25 protein-coding genes are annotated in these 17,075 nt (G+C 65.5%); 8 read left to right on the top strand and 17 right to left on the bottom strand.

Annotated elements, in window-relative coordinates; all coding sequences use genetic code 11:
• The first annotated feature begins 3 nt into the window (after positions 1–3).
• From J7500_RS15720 to J7500_RS15695, 6 genes are all read left to right on the top strand, one after another.
• A complete protein-coding gene (locus J7500_RS15720) occupies positions 4–1,143 on the top strand; it encodes an acyltransferase (protein ID WP_294062862.1) in 1,140 nt (379 codons plus the stop codon).
• A 230-nt stretch (positions 1,144–1,373) separates the two neighbouring features.
• Positions 1,374–2,021 (top strand): hypothetical protein, encoded by a 648-nt coding sequence (locus tag J7500_RS15715; protein ID WP_294062861.1) that lies wholly within the window; start codon positions 1,374–1,376, stop codon positions 2,019–2,021.
• Entirely contained in the window at positions 2,018–2,248 is a 231-nt protein-coding gene (locus J7500_RS15710) for a hypothetical protein (RefSeq protein ID WP_294062860.1), read from the top strand. The genes J7500_RS15715 and J7500_RS15710 overlap by 4 nt, the downstream gene beginning before the upstream one ends.
• A gap of 387 nt (positions 2,249–2,635) precedes the next feature.
• Positions 2,636–2,839, top strand: a complete 204-nt coding sequence (locus J7500_RS15705; protein ID WP_294062859.1) for a hypothetical protein — start codon at positions 2,636–2,638, stop codon at positions 2,837–2,839.
• Positions 2,836–3,132: a hypothetical protein gene (locus J7500_RS15700; RefSeq protein WP_294062858.1), complete on the top strand. Its 297-nt coding sequence runs from the start codon at positions 2,836–2,838 to the stop codon at positions 3,130–3,132. Before J7500_RS15705 ends, J7500_RS15700 begins: the two co-directional genes overlap by 4 nt.
• Positions 3,129–3,353: a hypothetical protein gene (locus tag J7500_RS15695; protein WP_294062856.1), complete on the top strand. Its 225-nt coding sequence runs from the start codon at positions 3,129–3,131 to the stop codon at positions 3,351–3,353. The genes J7500_RS15700 and J7500_RS15695 overlap by 4 nt, the downstream gene beginning before the upstream one ends.
• A 202-nt stretch (positions 3,354–3,555) precedes the next feature.
• Here J7500_RS15695 and J7500_RS15690 read toward each other — a convergent pair whose 3' ends face one another.
• The 6 genes from J7500_RS15690 to J7500_RS15665 all read right to left on the bottom strand — a co-directional run bounded on the left by J7500_RS15690 (position 3,556) and on the right by J7500_RS15665 (position 5,605).
• Positions 3,556–3,819, bottom strand: a complete 264-nt coding sequence (locus tag J7500_RS15690) for a hypothetical protein (RefSeq protein ID WP_294062854.1) — start codon at positions 3,817–3,819, stop codon at positions 3,556–3,558.
• Positions 3,820–3,855: 36 nt separating this feature from the next.
• Positions 3,856–4,056 carry a hypothetical protein gene (locus tag J7500_RS15685; RefSeq protein ID WP_294062853.1) on the bottom strand — a complete coding sequence of 67 codons (201 nt, stop codon included), beginning with the start codon at positions 4,054–4,056 and terminating at the stop codon, positions 3,856–3,858.
• A gap of 73 nt (positions 4,057–4,129) precedes the next feature.
• Positions 4,130–4,477 carry a hypothetical protein gene (locus tag J7500_RS15680; RefSeq protein ID WP_294062852.1) on the bottom strand — a complete coding sequence of 116 codons (348 nt, stop codon included), beginning with the start codon at positions 4,475–4,477 and terminating at the stop codon, positions 4,130–4,132.
• Entirely contained in the window at positions 4,474–4,734 is a 261-nt protein-coding gene (locus tag J7500_RS15675; protein WP_294062851.1) for a hypothetical protein, read from the bottom strand. Before J7500_RS15675 ends, J7500_RS15680 begins: the two co-directional genes overlap by 4 nt.
• Positions 4,731–5,279 (bottom strand): glycosyl hydrolase 108 family protein, encoded by a 549-nt coding sequence (locus J7500_RS15670; protein ID WP_294062849.1) that lies wholly within the window; start codon positions 5,277–5,279, stop codon positions 4,731–4,733. The genes J7500_RS15675 and J7500_RS15670 overlap by 4 nt, the downstream gene beginning before the upstream one ends.
• On the bottom strand, positions 5,276–5,605 hold the full coding sequence (locus J7500_RS15665) for a hypothetical protein (protein ID WP_294062848.1): 330 nt from the start codon (positions 5,603–5,605) through the stop codon (positions 5,276–5,278). Before J7500_RS15665 ends, J7500_RS15670 begins: the two co-directional genes overlap by 4 nt.
• A 61-nt stretch (positions 5,606–5,666) precedes the next feature.
• On the opposite strand from J7500_RS15665, the gene J7500_RS15660 reads away from it, so the two are divergent.
• Positions 5,667–7,445: a methyltransferase domain-containing protein gene (locus J7500_RS15660; protein ID WP_294062847.1), complete on the top strand. Its 1,779-nt coding sequence runs from the start codon at positions 5,667–5,669 to the stop codon at positions 7,443–7,445.
• On the opposite strand, the gene J7500_RS15655 is transcribed toward J7500_RS15660, so the two are convergent.
• The 3 genes from J7500_RS15655 to J7500_RS15645 are packed head-to-tail and all read right to left on the bottom strand — an operon-like array spanning position 7,442 to position 10,032.
• Entirely contained in the window at positions 7,442–9,259 is a 1,818-nt protein-coding gene (locus J7500_RS15655; RefSeq protein WP_294062845.1) for a hypothetical protein, read from the bottom strand. The genes J7500_RS15660 and J7500_RS15655 overlap by 4 nt on opposite strands.
• A 9-nt stretch (positions 9,260–9,268) precedes the next feature.
• Positions 9,269–9,700: a hypothetical protein gene (locus J7500_RS15650; RefSeq protein ID WP_294062844.1), complete on the bottom strand. Its 432-nt coding sequence runs from the start codon at positions 9,698–9,700 to the stop codon at positions 9,269–9,271.
• On the bottom strand, positions 9,700–10,032 hold the full coding sequence (locus J7500_RS15645) for a hypothetical protein (RefSeq protein WP_294062842.1): 333 nt from the start codon (positions 10,030–10,032) through the stop codon (positions 9,700–9,702). The genes J7500_RS15650 and J7500_RS15645 overlap by 1 nt, the downstream gene beginning before the upstream one ends.
• 34 nt (positions 10,033–10,066) lie before the next feature.
• On the opposite strand from J7500_RS15645, the gene J7500_RS15640 reads away from it, so the two are divergent.
• Positions 10,067–10,384, top strand: a complete 318-nt coding sequence (locus J7500_RS15640; protein ID WP_294062840.1) for a hypothetical protein — start codon at positions 10,067–10,069, stop codon at positions 10,382–10,384.
• On the opposite strand, the gene J7500_RS15635 is transcribed toward J7500_RS15640, so the two are convergent.
• Genes J7500_RS15635 through J7500_RS15600 form a run of 8 tightly spaced genes read right to left on the bottom strand, consistent with a single transcriptional unit; the run spans position 10,378 to position 17,055 of the window.
• Entirely contained in the window at positions 10,378–12,894 is a 2,517-nt protein-coding gene (locus tag J7500_RS15635) for a hypothetical protein (protein WP_294062838.1), read from the bottom strand. The genes J7500_RS15640 and J7500_RS15635 overlap by 7 nt on opposite strands.
• Positions 12,894–13,232 carry a lytic transglycosylase domain-containing protein gene (locus J7500_RS15630; RefSeq protein ID WP_294062836.1) on the bottom strand — a complete coding sequence of 113 codons (339 nt, stop codon included), beginning with the start codon at positions 13,230–13,232 and terminating at the stop codon, positions 12,894–12,896. Before J7500_RS15630 ends, J7500_RS15635 begins: the two co-directional genes overlap by 1 nt.
• A gap of 4 nt (positions 13,233–13,236) precedes the next feature.
• Complete coding sequence (locus J7500_RS15625; protein WP_294062834.1) at positions 13,237–13,746, bottom strand: hypothetical protein; 510 nt, start codon at positions 13,744–13,746, stop codon at positions 13,237–13,239.
• Positions 13,743–14,408: a hypothetical protein gene (locus tag J7500_RS15620; protein ID WP_294062832.1), complete on the bottom strand. Its 666-nt coding sequence runs from the start codon at positions 14,406–14,408 to the stop codon at positions 13,743–13,745. The genes J7500_RS15625 and J7500_RS15620 overlap by 4 nt, the downstream gene beginning before the upstream one ends.
• Entirely contained in the window at positions 14,408–14,788 is a 381-nt protein-coding gene (locus J7500_RS15615) for a hypothetical protein (protein ID WP_294062830.1), read from the bottom strand. Before J7500_RS15615 ends, J7500_RS15620 begins: the two co-directional genes overlap by 1 nt.
• Positions 14,785–14,991, bottom strand: coding sequence for a hypothetical protein (locus J7500_RS15610; protein ID WP_294062829.1), 207 nt, complete (start codon positions 14,989–14,991; stop codon positions 14,785–14,787). Before J7500_RS15610 ends, J7500_RS15615 begins: the two co-directional genes overlap by 4 nt.
• Entirely contained in the window at positions 14,988–16,406 is a 1,419-nt protein-coding gene (locus tag J7500_RS15605; RefSeq protein WP_294062827.1) for a hypothetical protein, read from the bottom strand. Before J7500_RS15605 ends, J7500_RS15610 begins: the two co-directional genes overlap by 4 nt.
• The gene (locus tag J7500_RS15600; protein ID WP_294062826.1) at positions 16,399–17,055 is read right to left on the bottom strand and encodes a hypothetical protein; all 657 of its coding nucleotides are present in this window, start codon (positions 17,053–17,055) and stop codon (positions 16,399–16,401) included. The genes J7500_RS15605 and J7500_RS15600 overlap by 8 nt, the downstream gene beginning before the upstream one ends.
• Positions 17,056–17,075 lie beyond the last annotated feature (20 nt).

Genomic DNA, 17,075 nt, shown 5'->3' with positions numbered 1-17,075 from the left:
GCCATGACTAAGAAGTCAGAAGCGCTGATCGCGATCGACTTGGTGCGCTTCGGTTGCGCCGCGCTGGTGATGACGTATCATCTGATGAGCACCCACTGGCAGGGAGCGTCTATCGGCGCGGCCAGCCTGCTCGCCGGCATAAAGCCGCTGCCGTCGTGGGTCGTGGCCGGGATGCGGTTCAACTGGATCGGCGTCCAACTGTTCTTCGTCATTTCGGGCATGGTGATCGCCCGATCGGCGCTCGCCGCTCCGGGAGGCGAGTTCATGCGGCGGCGCATCCTCAGGCTCGTGCCGGCCGCCTTCATATGCGCGACGATCTCCGCCGCAGCTCTCATCATCAGCGGCGCAGACATGCCAAATCTGTTCGCGAGGTGGCTCGCCTCGGTGACGCTGTTGCCTTTTGGAGGGTGGATCGACCCCTCCTATTGGACCCTGGGTATCGAGCTGATTTTCTATCTCGCCGTGGCGTGCTTCTTCTCGCTGAATCGCAACGGCGGGACCGACCGGTTCGCCGCGATCTTCGTCTTCGCCTGCGCGGCCTTCTGGATGCTGGTGCTGGCGCAAGATCCCCACGCCCCCGCCTTCGATGAGCACGGGCTTTTCTATACGCTGCTGCCCCATGGCGCGTTCTTCGCGCTCGGCATGTTGCTCACCAGCGCCGCGCGGAGCGGATGGACCGCGCGAAAGCTCGCGCTGTTCGGCGGCGCGTTGTGCCTCGCAGCCGTGCAGATCGCGCGCCATGCACGATGGCTGGAGCTGAGAGACCATGTGCCGATGGCGCCGGCGGTTCCCCTGACCATCTTTCTGGTCGGGATGGCCGTCCTGGCGTCCACCCGGACGCTGCAACCGCGCCTCGAGCGCATCATCGCCCCCTCGACCGCGCGCACGATCGGAGTCGCGACCTACCCGCTCTACCTGATCCACTATCAGGTCGGTGCAGCGCTGACCGCCGCGTTCGTCGCACTCGGGATCGCGACGGGGGTGGCGGTGGCGCTCACCATCGCCAGCGTGCTTGGCCTCACCGCATGCATCGCCACCTGTCTGGAGCCGCCGGTCCGCAGCATCCTGCGCGGCGCGTTCCAGCGCTTCGGCGATCTTCCGGTGCGATTCCGGACCGCCACGGTTTCGAGCCGCGGGCGATAATGGAGTTGAGGGCGAAGCTCACCGCTTAACGGCGAAACGACAGCCCGGTCCGTCTATCTGCGGGAGAAAGGGTGTGGTGCCCAAGGGCGGAGTGACGCAACCGCCCAGAATCAAGGGCATGGCGGTATCCAACCCGCCCTGACGACCCACGGAATCCTGCGGCGTCCCGATGGCTCGGTTTCCAACCTTTTGCCGTCTCCCTCCCCCTCTGAGCGGGTGGGGAGGGGGTGATGGCTGGTTCTGCCGCCGAACGCGAAATCCGCGACTATGCCGCTGGCCGATTGCGCCAGATGCTGCCCGAGGCGCGCATCATCCACGAGTTGGTCGTCGGTGGTTGCCGCGCCGATCTGGCGGCGGTCGAGCCCGAGCGGGTCACGCTGGTCGAAATCAAGTCCGAGCGCGACACATTGAAGCGCCTACCCGAACAGGTTCGGCAATTCGGGCGAGCAGCGCATCAGGTCGTGGTCGTCGCGCATGAGCGGTGGTGGGACACCAAGCCCTATGACAACGGCTCCCCGCGCTTCGCGCCCAGCGATGAACTGCAAGACGGCGCTGCGGGCCACGGCATCTGGGCCTATCCCGAGGTCGCCGAGCATAAGCCGTATGGCGCATGGAACATGCCTCGGCACTGGTCGGCGCGTCCAGAGCCGCACGCCGCGCGACTACTCGAATTGTGTTGGCGGGCCGAGCTGCTCGCTGAGTGTCACCGCCACCGCATCCCAGCGACGGCGCGCTCGACGAGGACGACGATGATCCGGGACATGGCGTGGCTGATGACGGGCCGCGAAATCGTGCGCGCCGTGTGCCGGCAGCTTCGCCAGCGCGAGTTCCCCGAGGCTGATGCGCCCATCGTTGAAATGACGGAGGTAGCCGCATGACCCCCGAGGCAAGCGAGCTGAGAGAGCTACCCGTGCTTCCGAGCGGCAAGGAGTGGCCGGCGTACATGCTGGCAGACACCGTGGCCGCGGCGGCCCTGCGCGAGAGCTTCGCCAAGATTGCACGGGCGACTGCCGGCGACCGTGAACTGTCGGTCGAGAAAGTCCGCGCGCTCGAATGGTGTCGCGCACACGGAAACCCTCATATGAAGGAGCACCCCACCCTATGACAGAGGAACTAACCAGACTGGCGGAGGCTTGTGAACGTGCGAGCGGGCCGGATCGTGAGTTGGATGCGTCGATCGCCAGAGCGCTCGGCGAGACGGTCATCCACGACCCCGGCGACGACTGGTTTGTGCTCTGCATGGGCGGCTTGGGGCGACGGGCTGTTCCCGTCTACACCGCGTCCGTTGACGCAGCGGCGAGGCTAATTCCTTCTGACTGCCGGTCTTGGAACGTGGCTATTGAGCGTTGCGATGACTCATGGAGCGCGGTCGCGTGGCATCCGTTAGACAGCCGCCCGAGCTTGCCCCGTCCCTTTACAAGCGCTGCACTCGCCATCACAGCGACCGCCCTCCGAGCCCGCGCTCTCTCCGCATCCAGTAGGGAGGGGTGAGGTGGACCCGAACAAGCTTGCGGCGATCGCGAACTGCGGTGGGGTTCTGGCGTTGGTATGGGTGGTGGCGCTCGCCGGTTTCCCCTTCGTGGCGTTGGGAATACTATCGGTGTTCACGGTGGCATGGTGCTACTTGGCCCATGCGTTTCGAGGTCGATTGCGGATGATCGCAAACTCGCCCACCCCAGAGGATGAGAAGCTATGAGCGAGATGGTTGTTCGTGTCGCGAGGGCGATAGCGACTTATGCCAACGGCTCGGCCGACATGTGGGAGAATTGGCAAGAGGAAGCCCGCGCAGCCATAGAGGCGATGCGCGAGCCGGATAAACACATGATCGACGCCGGCATTACAGCCGCAGGGGAAGTCGAGGATTGGCCCCGCGATACAGATGGAAGCTATCGCGCGGATACACCTTCCGACATGCCCAAGCCCGTCTGGCACGCCATGATCGACGCAGCCCTACAACCGGATCGTCTTACAGAGAAGAGGGAGGGGTGAGCGTGGGCCGCATCGAGTGGATACCGATCGAAGGGCTGCCCGAGGAGTTCAAGGACGGGCGCGCGGTGCTGATATGGGTGCCGAACCTTCTGGACTGGCCGGACTCCGCAAGCCCGGTTTCGGTCTATTGGGATGAGGGCATGGGCTGGTGCAGCAATGCGCTACCCGGCTTCACGCCACGCGGTGATCCTACGCACTTCGCCGAGATCAACGAGCCGTGAAACCCGGCATCCCCCACGATCCCATAAAGGGAGAAGCGGACCACCTTGAGAGGTGTCCGAGGTGTGGGGATCTGATTGACCGGCGCGATCTCAACGCCGTTCTCAGCCACGATTGCGGAGAGCGCTGGCGGAGGTTGGCCGTGTGGATCGCGCTGGTGGCAGCTATAGCGCTGGCAGTGTCAGGTATGCCGGGGTTTTGGGGTTAGGACAGGTCCACCCAATCCGGCATCGGCGGCGGATCAACGCGCCTGTCTCGGCCGCCGGTGACGTTCCATATGCCTTTGGGCTTGAGTGTGGGCCGCTGCCCGCACTTCCGGCATATCAGCCGGCGCTCCCCATCCTCGATCGTCGCTTCGGGTCCCAGGCGGACCAGCAGCCAGCCCGGTCGAGCCACCTTCACCGAGACGCAGCCGCACAGGATTACGACTTCGGCGGGATGATCGAGCATGTCGGCGATTCGGCGCATGCGTGGAACATGGGGAGAACATGCGCGGGAGTTGAGTCAGCCCGGCAGCTTCCCATAGAAGTCCCGCAGCCAAGCAGCGTTGTTCGAGCACGCGAACAGCTGCCCCTCGATCCTCAGGATATACCCGCTCACCACACCCTCCCGCGAGCGCACCGAGGCGACGAACTTCATGTGCTCGGCGCGTGCCTGGGCAACGGTCGTGACCTTGCTCCAGTCGATCGCGTATTCCTTGGGCACGGCGGGCCGCTCCCCTGCCGCCACGCATTGCAGGCGCTCTGCCGGCGGTTTCAGCGGGGCAACGACCTTATCGCTACATGACGGGAGCAGGAGGAAACAGAGCGTCGAAAGGTGAGCTGCCGTTCTCAATCGCTGCATCGATCCGTTCCTTTTCCTTTTCGACCTTGGCGGTGTGGTCGAGCACGCGGGCGACCTCGGCCTTGTCTGCGTCCTTTGCTGATGTGGCAGCTTGCTGGATCAGCTTCTCCGATGCGGCGTGCCATGCTGCGTTCTCGGTTTCCCGGCCCGCCTTGAACCGGCTGTCACCGTATAGCTTGAGCGCGATGAGCACGGCGCCGATGAGGGCGAGCGCGATCAGGATGCGGGTGGCTGCGCGGGCCAGCTTTTCGTTGCCCAGGAGCGAGGTGAGGAAGGCGGTCACGGCAGCGGCTCCGTGGGCTCGTCGGTCGGCGGCTGCGCCTTCGCTGCGGCCTCGATCGCGCGAAAGGCGGCCCCGGTGTTGTCGCTCGCCTTGTCGTTGCCCTTGTTCGCGCCCAGCCAATAGCCATAGGCGGCGGCAAAGGCGGTGATGATGGCGCCCGTCATCATGTCGTCCGACGGGTTGCGCAGATAGGCGAAGGCGAACAGGCTGATCAGCAGCAGCGTGACGAGCAACCTGGGGTCGTTCCACTGGTTCATGCGAGCACCCGATTCTTGAGCCAGCCAAACACGAATGCCTCGTTGCTCTGGCGGGCCTCTGCGAGGGAAATGTAGCGTTCTGCCTGAAGGCCATTGAGCGCGGCGAGCAGCACCACTTCCCCATCGGCGCCGCGGCGGTTGAGGAAGGAATTGAGCGCCAGTCGCGTATTCGCGCCGGCCACCCCGTCCACGGCGAGGTCGATGTAATCGCGGGCCTGGTTGTTGAGCGCGTTCAAGGCGCGCTGGAGAAACTGCGCCGCGACCTTCGGCCCCATGTTGACGCCCGTATCGACCAGCTCGGCCGCGATCCGCGCCGAGATAGGGACGATCTTGTCGAAGCCCGGAGCAACGACGTACTTGCGGCGGTAGATCTCGAAAGCGCGCTCGCGGGGGAGTTCGCGCATCGTGCCGGCGTATCCATCCGCGCGCGCGGTCGCGAGCGTGATCCCGAAATTGGTCTCGCCGCCAGCGTCTCGGGCGTCGTTCACATAGCCGCCCTCGGCCGTGAGCACGTCCTCGATGATGGCGTTGATGGTCTTGCTCACGGCTTGATCTCCTCGCGCAGTTCACGAATTTCGACACGCGCCTCCGACGCCACCGCCTGCATGGCCTGTCGAAGCTGTTGGGGGCCGTGGAGCATCAGCAGCGTCTCAAGCTGCAAAATCCGGTCACGCAGCCGGTCGGTCTCCTCGCGGCACTTGGCCTGATCGTCTGTGCGGTCCTTTTCGAGCTGCTTGATCCGGGGCTCGACAAAGAAGCGCCAGATGACACCGCCCACCGCCAGCCAGAGCGCGGTCGCAATCGCCCATCCCCCGGCGAAGGCCATGCCCATCATGCCCCCCTGAGGGCCGGTGTAGTCGATGTCATGCATGTAGCGACTCCGCCATCTGATTGTTGTTGGTGCGGAGGCCCCGCTGTGGTAGATTCGTGGGATGGCAACACAGCTGGATGTCGCCCAAGATGCGGCGGCGGCGCACTCGCAGCCTTTGCGAGTTCTGGCCTTCCTGAAATACGGAAACGATGCGGCGGCGACGCGCCACCGTCTGGCCCAATACGAGCCGTTCCTTGCCGCCAACGGGGTCACGGTCGCTCACGACTATCTGCTCGGGGACAACTACCTCGGCGCCATTGCGCACGATGGACCCAAGCCGTGGCGGAGCGTCGCGCGTAACTATCTGCGCAGACTCGCTATTCTTGCGCGGCGGAGAGACTTCGATGTGGCGTTCGTCCATGCCGAGCTGTTCCCCGGCCTGCCCCTGGACTGGCTCGCCACCGCCATCGGGAAGCCCGTCGTCTACGACCTCGATGACGCGCTGTTTCACCAGCACGCTCGCAGCCGCTTCCCCGACAAGCTCAAGCCGCTGTGGAAGGGCGCGCACGCGATCTGCGGCAACCAGTACCTCGCGGACCATATCGCCCCGCATGCCCGTTCCGCGACGGTGATCCCGACCACGGTCGACACCGACCTGTGGCGCCCGCGGGAACACGCCAACCCCCGTCCCATCGTGGGTTGGATCGGCTCGCCCTCGACCTGGGAATATGTCGAGCCGCTGCTGCCATCGATCTTTCAGGCCGTCGCGAAGCACGACGCGATATTCCGTGTGATCGGGGGTGGTGCGCGGGCCAAGAAACACCGGTGGATCGACGCGCAGGACTGGAGCGCGGACACCGAGATTGCCGCCGTGCAGGGCATGGATATCGGCATCATGCCGCTTCCCGACACCAATTGGGCGCGGGGCAAGTGCGGGTTCAAGCTGATCGAGTACGCGGCCTGCGGACTGCCCGTCGTCGCATCCCCGGTGGGCGTGAACCCCGAGATTGTGACCCACGGCGAAAACGGCTTCCTCGCCTCCAAGGAATGCGAGTGGACCGGCGCGCTCGATACGCTGCTTTCCGACGCTGCGCTCCGGTCCCGCATGGGCGGCAAGGGTCGGTCCAGAGTTGTCGAGCGCTACTCGCTTCGGTCGCAGGCCCCCAAGGTGCTGGAGGTGATCCGCAGAGCTGCGGGGGAGAGCGACCGCCACCGCATCGCCGAGGCGTTCTTCGCGAAACCGGGCAACTACCTGGGCGGGAACTACCGCGTCGTCGCGCGCGCGTCGGTCGTGCGCGAGTTGCTGGGCGAACACCCCCGCGACATTCTGGATCTCGGCTGCGGCAATGGGCTGATTTCGGCCGCGGTCTGCGCGCCCGGCGCAAATGCCACCCTTGTGGATAGCTCCGAAGGAATGCTGTTCGCAGCGCGCCGCGCCGTCCCGCTTCCGTCGGCGCGATTCCGGTGCGCCGATCTCCACAGCTTCGATGAAGGGCCGGTGTTCGATACCGCGCTGTGCATCGGCGTTCTTGCCCATGTGGACGCCACCGACCCCGTCATTGCCAGCGTTGCGCGCTCGCTCCGGAAGGGAGGCCGCTGCGTCGTGCAACTCAGCGACGCGACTTCCCTGACGGCCAAGCTCCACCTCGCCTGCAACCGCGTCCGCCGCCTGTGGAGCAAGGCGACGCCGCGCTATCGGCCTACCACCTTGGATGATGTTCGCCGATCGCTGGAAGCGCATGGGCTCCGGGTCATCGACGTTCGCCGTCACTTGCTCTTGCTGCCGGGGCTGGGCCGCCTGATGGGCAAGGCGCTCATTCCCTACGACCGCGCAGTCAGGCGCAACCGCTGGCTCTCCAGCTTCGCGCCTGATGTTATGATTCTCGCGGAGCATGGCTAGGACGGGAAGCCGGCCATGAAGGCACCTTGGATGTAGAGCGTCCCCGCGGTCTGCATCGCCAGCGTCGTGAGGGTGCCGGTATTCGAGGTCCACACGCGCAGGAAGTTGCCGTTGTGATTGAACCCGGCCTTGAGCTGGGCTCCCGCCGCCAGAGTGATGCCGCTCGACACGATGGTTGCAGGCACGAAGTTCGGAACGCTGCTGTCCACGGAAAGCGGGCTGAACGGGAAGCCGGTGACGCGAAGATCCCCGGTGCCGGTGTGCCCCGACCAAACAATCTCGGCCATGAAGCTGACCATGCGGCCCGAGACGCTGTAGTGGCCGCGCTGCGTCGTATAGGTGGCGGTGCCGGCGGTAGTGGAGCCGATGATCGTCGGCGTCCACGAGCCGTGGGCAAGCTGCGTGAAGATGCGCACGCCCGTTCCTACGGCGCCGTAGACGCAGTTCGCTCCGGGGACCGCCTCGAAATAGTCGCCGCCGGTGTTGGCCTCCAGGTCGCCGCCGATGACGACCTGGTGCAGCGCGTTGGTATCGAAGTAGACGCCCCTGCCGGTCGGATCGGTGGTCCCGTTCGCTTCCCCCAGAGGAGAAATGAAGGAGTTCCCGAGATAGGCGTTGTTGACGTAGAGCCCGTGGCGCCCGTTCGCCACCAGCACAGGCCGAAGCGCCGCGCCGGCATTCGCGTTCGTGACCCCGGACAGGTCATTGATATGGAGGCCGTCGCGACCGTTGTACGCCGAATGCAGGCTGATGAGGTTGAAGCAGTTGGCGTTGTAGTTAACGGCGGGCGGGCCGGCTTGGTAGGGGTTGGCCACCTTGGACCCGATGCGAACGCCGTCCTGCCCCATTCGGAACACCGAGCAGTTCAATAGCGTGACGCAATCCGCCTCAATGTGGATGCCGTCGCCGCCATTGCCCGTGATGCCGGCAATCGCGATGCCGTCGAGCACGGTTTGATAGGCGTTCGGGGTGATCCGAATGACCGTCGCATTCATCGTCGCAGGCTTGATGATGCGAGGGCCCGCGTTGGGAAAGCCCGGCTTGAAGTGCGTGCCCTGCATCCGCCAGTTGGTCGGCGCGTCGATCAGGAGCGTCTGCGTGACGAGAGGCGTCCCGCTGAGAATCAGCGTCTTGTTGCGCGACCGCGCCACGGCATCCGCGGCCATGATCGCCGCCGAGCTGTCGGTTACGCCGGTCTCGTCATATCCGGTGAAGTTGCTCGCATAGACGACTTCGTCCATCACCTGCGCAGAGGTGCGCATGCGCGTGCCGGTGCCGGTGGGCTTGTGTGCAACCTTGGTCGAACTCTGCCGCACCCATGCGCCTGACGTGCTCGGGGTCGAGCTGCTGGCGACATAGTTGACGTTATCGATCAGCGCCGAGAAATCGCCCGTGGTCCAGGTGAACGTCGCCTGGTCGTAGATCATCGTGGTGTTGGTGGTCGCGGCGTTGCCGAGCTGGGTGAGATTGGCCGCCACGTTGCCAGCGGCGCCCGGGTCTCCCTTCTCCCCTTGAGGTCCCCGCTCACCCTGCGTCGAACTCATCCCGACATTCGGCACGCGGTAGCGAAACGTCGTCGCGTCCGGTGCATAAATGTCGAGGTGGTACGTGCCGGGCTCAACGTAGAAGTCGAGGTTCCCGTAGTCGTCGGTCTTTGCCATGTCGGCATGGCCCGAGACCGTGACGATGGGCGTGCCGTTCTCGTCTGAGGCAAGCGTGACGGCGCTTTGCGTCGAGCGATCGATCACGCGCGCGAAATAGCCGATCAGGCTCTCACCGCTGGTGTTGGTGAGCGCCTCGAAATAGTGGTGCATCGGGCTTCCTCAGGTCTGGGATTCGTTGACGAGAGTGACGTCCACGCTCGCATTCGCGGTCGAGCCGAGGCTGTCGGTGACGGTGAGGGTCGCGGCGAAGTCCAGTTCGGTGTTCGCCGCCAAGGTCGCCGTGAAGCTGTTGAAGGCGCTCGTCGGGCTGTTCCCGCTGCTCCACGCGTAGGAATAGGGGCCGAGCCCTCCCGAGGGCGTCGCGACGACCGTTCCCGACGTGACCGTCTGCACGGAAGGCTTGAACGGATTGGCGAAACCGTAGACGCTCGTTGGGCTAATCGAGACGGACAACGGCTGAACGAAGCGTGCCAACGTCCGCCACTGCCCGCCCACATATCCCTCGACGCGGGTCAACCGTCGCCATTGCCCACCGAGGTAGATCTCGGAGCGGAGGAACTGGCGCCACGCGCCAGCGATGAACCCTTCCATCAGCTGTAGTAGAAGACGATCACGCCTTCGGCCGCTGCGGGACGGGCGTTGCCCTCCGGGAGGGCGTAAACCTGACCGTCGGTGAGGGATGCGCTGGAGAAATGGAGATAGCCGCCGCGGCCCTGCCGGGTGATCTGGTTGGTGAAAGCTCCGCCCGCCTTCGGCATCAGCGCGTTGGCGTCGGGAATGGCGTCCCAGGCGACGCGGATCGTGGCGGCAAGGTAGCGCTCAACGTCGTTCAGGCCGCCCGGCGAGCAGTTCTCAGCGATGTTGACGCCGCCGATCGTCGTGTTGTCAGCCGGGGTGGTCGAGAACTCGGTTGGGCTGGGCATGGCGTTGGCTCCGGAAATCGTCTATTGAGACGCCGTGGACATTGACTGGCGGATTGTGATTGCCTGCTTTGGCGCGGGCATCGGCGGAGAGCTGATCCGACGCTATCGGGCGTTTAAGAGCCGGCGCCGTTCGACTCCCCCAGCACTACGCAACGCCGGGTTCTGGACCGACCGGCGCCTCTATCTCGCTGAGTTGATCTTCTGCGTGGTGTTCGTGGCGCTGCCGTTCAGCGGCGGCATATTCCTGCTGTCCGTCGAGCGCGGCTTATGGTTCACCTACGCTTGCCTGCTGGCCTTCGCGCTGATGGTGTTCCTGCTTATGAAATCGCTGAACACAGCCGAGCCTCAATAGTCCTGCACAACGCCGCGCTGGACCAGTATGGGCGCCCCGAATAGCCCGCCGATGCGGGTCTTCCGGTTGATTTCCTCACCCAGTCTGCGGACGTAATCGGGCCGATCGAGCAGCATCTGTGCGATCATCGGTTGCGCGCTCTCGGCATAGAGGGGGCCGTTGATCGCGTTGCGAACTGCGCCTCGGGCCGCGCCGAACATGCCGCGGCCTGCCTCGATGCGTCCCGCCGTCCCGCTATCTGGCACCTTTGACGGAAGCACGTTCTGGGCGGCGCGCTGCAAATCGAAGAATGGTCGATCCGTCGAGGCGGCGGCCATCTTGCCATTGAACTTCGTCGCATTGGCACGCGCAGCCTGCCCGAGCTGGGCAGGGGTAAAGACGCCCTCAGTGTTCATGCCCCGACCAACGGCATCGGCAAGGATCGCCGTATTCCGATAGGCGCGGTTCGCAGCATTGAGCTGCGGCATCACTTCGGGTGCCTGGCGATTGACCAACCCCGTCAGCGCGCCTTCGAAATCGCCCACCGCCTCCGAGGCCAGATTGCCCATCGAGTCAGTGCCGAAGTTCGCTTGGCGCAGCCCCTGAATGGCATCCTGCAACTGCGCACCGCTCAACTGGCCCGTCTGCCCGAACAGAGGGCCGACGCGCTCATCCATGAAGGAGCGGAACTCGGGGCCGGTGCGGGCGAGGCCGCTTCCGCGCGCAAGAGCTGCTCCGCCCTCGCTGACGAACTGCGCGTCAGGCGTGATGTTCACGCCGCCGAGTGCGCCGCGGTAGGCGTCGGATACGGACTGGCGAGCTTCATCAATGCCCTGCTCGGCGATGTTCGCGACGCCGGTCTGGCCGATCGGCTCGAGCCCTTCCCGGAATGCCGCGCGGTTGAAGCCCTCGAAACCAGCGCGGCGGCGCTGGCCGATAGCGTCGCCGATCCCCGGATACCCGGCGAGCCGATCCTCCCGGCGCGCAAGCCGGCCGCCAGCCATCTGGCCAACGGTCATCGGGACTTCCGCCTCGCGGAGCAGCTGAACATCAGGGTTGGTCACGCCCCGCGCCGCGGTGCCTGCTGCACGAAATGCGCCGCGGCCCAGAACGCCGCCGACGGCGCCTTCTGCCGCACCCTTCAAGGTGCCCGACAAAGACCCGTCGCTGTTCCCATAGCCCGCAGCGCCGCCGTAGATCGCATCGCTGGCAAGGAGGCGGGGGGCAAGCACGCCAGCCCCAGCAGGAAGCAGGCGGGCGGGCAGCGCCGCTTCGATGCCCGCTCCGGCCAGCGCGCCACCGGCCAACGTGCCCAATACCGATGGAACGGGATTGTCTTGCGCAAGCTGGTTCATGCCAGCGCGCGACAACTCGGGATTGTCGGTGAACCGATGGAGATTGAAGGCAGTCAGCGCGTCGGTCGCAGCGGTGGTGAGGGCGCCGCCCGTCGTCTGCGCAGCGGTATTGAGGGCCTGCCGGAAGCCGCCCATCGGAATACGCCGGTTCTCCAGAGAAATCACATATCGGTCCAGCGGGACACGCGGGTTCTGCGCGCGGAAGGCGACTGCGGCTTGCGCATCGGGCGCGTTGCGGTCGCCGAGGCCGGGGCTCACCTTGTTGAGGTAGTCGGTGATCTCCTGCGCCGAACGGCCAGCGCCGACCATCGCGCGCACGCGGGCGTTGACGCCACGGAGCGCAGGATCGGGCTCCTCTCGGTAATCCGCCCCGGAAGGCGCGAGGCTCGGGTTGATGCGGCTGTCGTCGCCGCCCGTGCGCCCGTCGTACTCACCCTTCTTCGTGGGCATCGCGACGATGCCGTATTTCTCGGCAACCTTGGGATCGCGGTAATCCTCGCCCTTCGAAAGCGCGAGAAGGTTGCGGTAGTGCTTGTCGACCTCCGCAAGGTTCTCAAGAAGCCGATCCTGGCTCTGCGTCTGTCCGAGCGCTGCGACGCTATCGCGCAGCAACGCGCCCTCGCGTTCTGTAAGGCTCCCGAGGCCGGATGCACCAGTAGGCGACGACTGCTTGAGCTGGGCGAGCTTGTCCAGCGTCAGGCGCGACGCAATGGTGTTCAGCGAGCCCTCAAGATCGACGGCGCTCTGGGGCTCCAGAAGGCCGCCTACCAAGGGGATTTTGCCGATGCGCGCCGCATAGCCCGTCGACCACCCTGCGTTCACGTCATCGCGCGCCTTGGCGATAGCGCTCAGCACCTCGTCGTTCGCGAGGTCAGCCATGCCCCTCTGCTGCTCGGGGGAGGCGGTGGCCTGCTGGGCCGCAAGGTCGCGCGTCGCTTTCTCGGCGTCGGCCTTCGCCTTGGCGGCATTGGCGGCGGCGATGACGGGATCATAGGGCGCCGTCGCACTGGACTTCGCGCGCTCCCGCATCATTTCCTCGCGCAGCTTGTCGATCTGGAGCTGGCGCATCTGATCCTGCTGGACCGCGCTTTCCAAGACCGGCACGCCGCCGCGCACGACATAGACATTGCCGTCGCTGCCCTGAAGACGCTGACCTTCGGGGAACTGTGTCGCCATTATTGCCCTCCGAGGCGTGAGATCACGCTGTCAGCATATGAGTTGGTCTTAGGCCCCCACATTCGGCGGTTCGGGCCACCGTGATAATACCGCAGGGCGTCGCGCAGATTGCCGGGGTTCGCTTCCATCGCTTCCTGCAAGTACGCCTCCCCGAGCGCGCGCTGATATTGTGCGGCCGTCTCGTTGGTCCCCGTCATCAGATCCGGACGCCACGGGAGCCCCAGCTTCCGCGCCATCGCCTGCCCCGTAGCCGGCATGACCTGGGCGATTCCTTGCGCGCCGGCTGAACTCGACACGCCGGGCCGACCTCCGCTTTCCTGCTGCACCACGGCACCCATCACGTCAGCGAAAGGGACGCGGGGAGGCATTCCCCGCACCTCCCGCCGACGAAGGGATGGGGGTGAAGGTCACGCCCTGGGGCGCGCCGATGAGTGACGCGCCGCCGTTCTTGGCGCGGTTGCGGATATAGTCCTGAATGATCTGGGTTTGCTGGTCCTGCGGCAGCCCCGAAGCTCCGACGAGACGCTCGAATTCCGTGGGCTGGGGCGCCGAAGCGCGCGGGTGCGCCGTTTCATAATCGTAGCGCTTCTGCCAGTCGGCGAACTCCTGCGCACGGCGGAGCAATGCCCCCTGCGTCGCCTGCCATTCGGCCCGCGCCTGCGCCTCTTCCTCGGCAAGCATCTGTTCGTTGCTGTGATCGCCGCGGAAGGCGTCAGCGAGCAGCCCCAGATTGTCCGCGAGCGTGCGCTTGCGCGGCTTGTACGGCTCGGGCTGCGGATCGCGCGGCTGCGCAAGGGCCTGCGCCACGCCCTTGCGGGCAGCGTCGAGGATGAGGGGAGCGCCGAAGATCATGGGAAAAACCCCGCCACAGTCTTGCCGATCTGGAGCGCCTGCCCGATCTGGTCCATCAGCGAAGGCGTCGAGGTCTGCTTTTGGTTGGTGTACTGACCCAACAGCCCGCCCACGGCCGAGCCCGCACCCGCCGCCGTCTGCACCGGCATCTGCTGCGCCTGGAGGATCGACATAATCGAACTGAGCGGGATCTGTTCGGCCGCCGTCAGCCCCGCCGCCGAGCCGACCGCACTATCCATGCGGTTCCGCTCGGTGTTGTAGTCGTTGTACCGCAGCGTGTTGCCGGCATCGAGGACGTTGCGGCTGATAATGTCACCGAACGCCGAGCCGCCCGTCAGGCCGCGCGTTCCAAGCGCCGCCGCGGTGTGGTTGCGCGCGTCCGTCTCGGACTTGCCGACGATATCCTCCAGATAGGGGTTTCCGCCGAGGTACTTGCCCTGGAGCACGTCGAGATTGTACGACTTCGCCGCGTTCACGTTGGGATCGCCAGCGGTGTATTTCTCCACGAGCCCCGGCACGAGCCCCGCGAGCTGGTCGGTGATGCCGGTGATTTTCGGCGCCTGCGCGTTATAGGCGCCGGTCACGTTGTTCGCGGCACCCTCGATCTGGCTGGCATAGACCGGCTTCACTGAGGATTTCTTGGTCGAGCTGCTAAGCCCCATCAGTGCAACTCCTTCCGCAATTCGGTCTGGTAGGTCTCGTATCCACGGGCCTTGAGCACCCGAGCCCAACCCGGGCGCGAGGCGATGCCCGCAAAGGTGATCCCGTGCGCGCGGCCCCACTCCTCGGCCTGGTCGATCAACTCGAGGATGCCGCTCAGTTCCCCAGCAGCTACGAGCCCGTGCAGTTCGGTCGCGCCGGCGGGATACGCCCTCAATGCGACCACGATGACGGCGCTATCGCTTCCGAAGGCCAGTGCTCGGGTGTTGAGGAGCTCGTTGTCGAGCCAGTCGATGTGGTAGCAGCGAGGATCGAGCAGCCCCGCTATTTCGTCCCTGTGCCTCTGATAGTGATCCCATGCCTGCGGCGGGAACCCGGTCACTTTAGCCGCGCCGAAATGGCCTCCACCGCGTCGGCGATGGCCTGCACTTCCGCCTGAGTAGGGGGATTGCTGATCGTCGGCGCGGTGTAGATGGTCGCCCCGTCACGCTGCACGCTCTTGCCGATCAGCGCGTTCACGGCGTTCGCGACACGGCGGGGCCAATCGAGTTGTTTGGCGTCAACGGGAACCGTGGGAATGCTCATCGCAGCCCTCCCGCCTCAAAGTCCACGTCGAACCCCTGCGAATACGTCCACGCAGAGCCCGCAGCGTGCTTCACGGTGGCTGACAGGTATTTCCCCCGGCACCGCAGCGGAGCGCGCCCACTGGCCTGCATTTCGCCCGCAATGGTCACGTCCTGCGCCCCGCCCATTTGCTGGCGCGCATCGATCGAGACCGTTACCCCGCTGATTGCGTCGGTGATCGGCCACACGGCGCGAACCCGGGCGACATTCGGGTCAGCCAGAGCGACCCAGCCCAGCGTCAGCGTGGCCTCCAGCGTCGGTCCGGAAAGGGCTCCCACCTCATTGTCGTTGCTGACGACGTAGAGCCGGGGATCGCCGCCCTGAAACCGTGGGTCGTCCAGGCTGTATGGCATCGTGTCGAGGTTGGGATAGACTGCCGCAACCTCTTCCAGCGTCATGCTGCTCTCGTACCCTGCGAAAAAGCCGGAGAAGGGCATTTCGATGGTCGAGGCGCGATCGAGCACCCAATTATAGACCCAGATCCGTCCCGGAGTGCCCGGCATGCCCCACATGACGAGGCTGCGCTTCGGATCGACCGCGGCCCACAGCTTCTCGTAGTCGTCAGGCGAGACGGAATCGCGGAAGGTCTGGTCGAACTTCTCGTTGCCGATGGGTTTCAGGCTCTGCCCGTCCTCCAACGCCATGAAACCCCGGTCGGAGAGAAAGAACACCGTTCGGCCCGCCTGCGCGATGCTCCCTGCGGACGCACAGCCGAAATTCGGCGTGATCTCCGCGAAGCTGAACGGCGCCTTGTCGTCCCCGGTGCGCTCCATGCGGACGAGCCGGAAGCGCTGCAGGATGACGCCGTACTCGCCCCCCGCAATGCCCTTGACCTCGCCCCCGGTAAGCATGGGCTGGAACCCGGCCTGATCGACAGCCGGCGTCCATGCAGTGTGATCGTTGAACGCCGACCACTGCACGAGCAGCTTGTCGCCGCCCGCCTGCGTGATGACGACGAAATCCCCGACGACTGCCACGCCGTTGCCCGTGGGGGCCGCGGAGAGGTCCGAAGCGCTGCCCGCCGTCAGATCGACTTGCTTGGTATCGACGCCATTGACGGCCACGACATAGTTGCCGAACTGCGCGAACCGCCACCGATCCGCGACGCTCATGCCGACGATCAGGTCATCCCATTCGCCAGCCGTGTAGCGCGCGAGACCGTTCGCGGTGCCGGCGAGAAGGTACGCTGAGCCGTCCGACGAAATGAAGGCCCCGCCGCCCCGGAAAGAGGCCGGGAGCGGGTCACTGATCGCCGCCAGCGACTTGACCGGCCTGTACCCGTCTACTGCCGGAAATACGTTCGTGGCGCGCGTCAGGACGTTCCGCGGCAACTGGTCTGGCAGGAAGGCGGGAAACGCGATGCGCTTCCTAGACACGCGGCCCTCGGACCTGCTGAATGCCGTTGGGCGTCAGCGGCGCGGCGCCCCAACGATTGCGTGCCGCTGCCTGCGTGATCGCCCCCGTCAGTGCCGCGACTTCCTGCGCCCACTCGGACATTGCGCCACTGTCACGCTCGCGGTGGGCCAGATGGTACATGGCGCCGGCCACGTAGAGGTCCGGGTGTTTCGCAAGCAGCCAGTTGGACACCTGGGCGTCCGAAAGCTGCGGCACCGGGCGATAATAGAGGATTTCCAGCGTCGCAGTGCCGACCGGCCCAACGCGAAGGTTGGCGCCCTCGATCGTGTAGGCGAGGGGAGTGCCCGACACCCCGGCATAGGTCGAAAGCATCCCTGCCGGCGACATGCTCTTGAGCGGCGCGTCGGGGCTACCTTCCGAGAAAATATACCGCAACTCGAGGAAGTCGTCGGGCAGCTGCGTCAGCTCGCCCGTGACGTTCAGGATCGCGCGCGTCTCCATCTCCGGGACACGCAGCGTCCGGTTGAACTCGGCCTCGGCCTTGCGGAGCGCGCGGTCGATAATGTCCTGGCGATAGTCGCTGTCATCCAGAAGGTCACGGATTTCGGCGATCAGGTCCGTGTAGGACGCGATGGCGCCGGGCGCATATGTCGGGATGGCAATCGACATGCGCGCGCCTCCATAAAATG

The organism is Sphingomonas sp. (genome assembly GCF_017744835.1).
Lineage (GTDB): Bacteria > Pseudomonadota > Alphaproteobacteria > Sphingomonadales > Sphingomonadaceae > Sphingomonas.
The sequence above is the reverse complement of the archived record's forward strand: the minus strand, read 5'-3'. Positions and strand labels throughout refer to the sequence as shown.

Excerpts from the sequence above, each read along its gene's own strand:
- J7500_RS15720 (WP_294062862.1), top strand. The coding sequence starts at position 4 with ATGACTAAGAAGTCAGAAGCGCTGATCGCGATCGACTTGGTGCGCTTC.
- J7500_RS15715 (WP_294062861.1), top strand. The coding sequence starts at position 1,374 with ATGGCTGGTTCTGCCGCCGAACGCGAAATCCGCGACTATGCCGCTGGC.
- J7500_RS15710 (WP_294062860.1), top strand. The coding sequence starts at position 2,018 with ATGACCCCCGAGGCAAGCGAGCTGAGAGAGCTACCCGTGCTTCCGAGC.
- J7500_RS15700 (WP_294062858.1), top strand. The coding sequence starts at position 2,836 with ATGAGCGAGATGGTTGTTCGTGTCGCGAGGGCGATAGCGACTTATGCC.
- J7500_RS15690 (WP_294062854.1), bottom strand. The coding sequence starts at position 3,819 with ATGCGCCGAATCGCCGACATGCTCGATCATCCCGCCGAAGTCGTAATC.
- J7500_RS15675 (WP_294062851.1), bottom strand. The coding sequence starts at position 4,734 with ATGAACCAGTGGAACGACCCCAGGTTGCTCGTCACGCTGCTGCTGATC.
- J7500_RS15665 (WP_294062848.1), bottom strand. The coding sequence starts at position 5,605 with ATGCATGACATCGACTACACCGGCCCTCAGGGGGGCATGATGGGCATG.
- J7500_RS15660 (WP_294062847.1), top strand. The coding sequence starts at position 5,667 with ATGGCAACACAGCTGGATGTCGCCCAAGATGCGGCGGCGGCGCACTCG.
- J7500_RS15655 (WP_294062845.1), bottom strand. The coding sequence starts at position 9,259 with ATGCACCACTATTTCGAGGCGCTCACCAACACCAGCGGTGAGAGCCTG.
- J7500_RS15650 (WP_294062844.1), bottom strand. The coding sequence starts at position 9,700 with ATGGAAGGGTTCATCGCTGGCGCGTGGCGCCAGTTCCTCCGCTCCGAG.
- J7500_RS15645 (WP_294062842.1), bottom strand. The coding sequence starts at position 10,032 with ATGCCCAGCCCAACCGAGTTCTCGACCACCCCGGCTGACAACACGACG.
- J7500_RS15635 (WP_294062838.1), bottom strand. The coding sequence starts at position 12,894 with ATGGCGACACAGTTCCCCGAAGGTCAGCGTCTTCAGGGCAGCGACGGC.
- J7500_RS15630 (WP_294062836.1), bottom strand. The coding sequence starts at position 13,232 with ATGGGTGCCGTGGTGCAGCAGGAAAGCGGAGGTCGGCCCGGCGTGTCG.
- J7500_RS15625 (WP_294062834.1), bottom strand. The coding sequence starts at position 13,746 with ATGATCTTCGGCGCTCCCCTCATCCTCGACGCTGCCCGCAAGGGCGTG.
- J7500_RS15620 (WP_294062832.1), bottom strand. The coding sequence starts at position 14,408 with ATGGGGCTTAGCAGCTCGACCAAGAAATCCTCAGTGAAGCCGGTCTAT.
- J7500_RS15610 (WP_294062829.1), bottom strand. The coding sequence starts at position 14,991 with ATGAGCATTCCCACGGTTCCCGTTGACGCCAAACAACTCGATTGGCCC.
- J7500_RS15600 (WP_294062826.1), bottom strand. The coding sequence starts at position 17,055 with ATGTCGATTGCCATCCCGACATATGCGCCCGGCGCCATCGCGTCCTAC.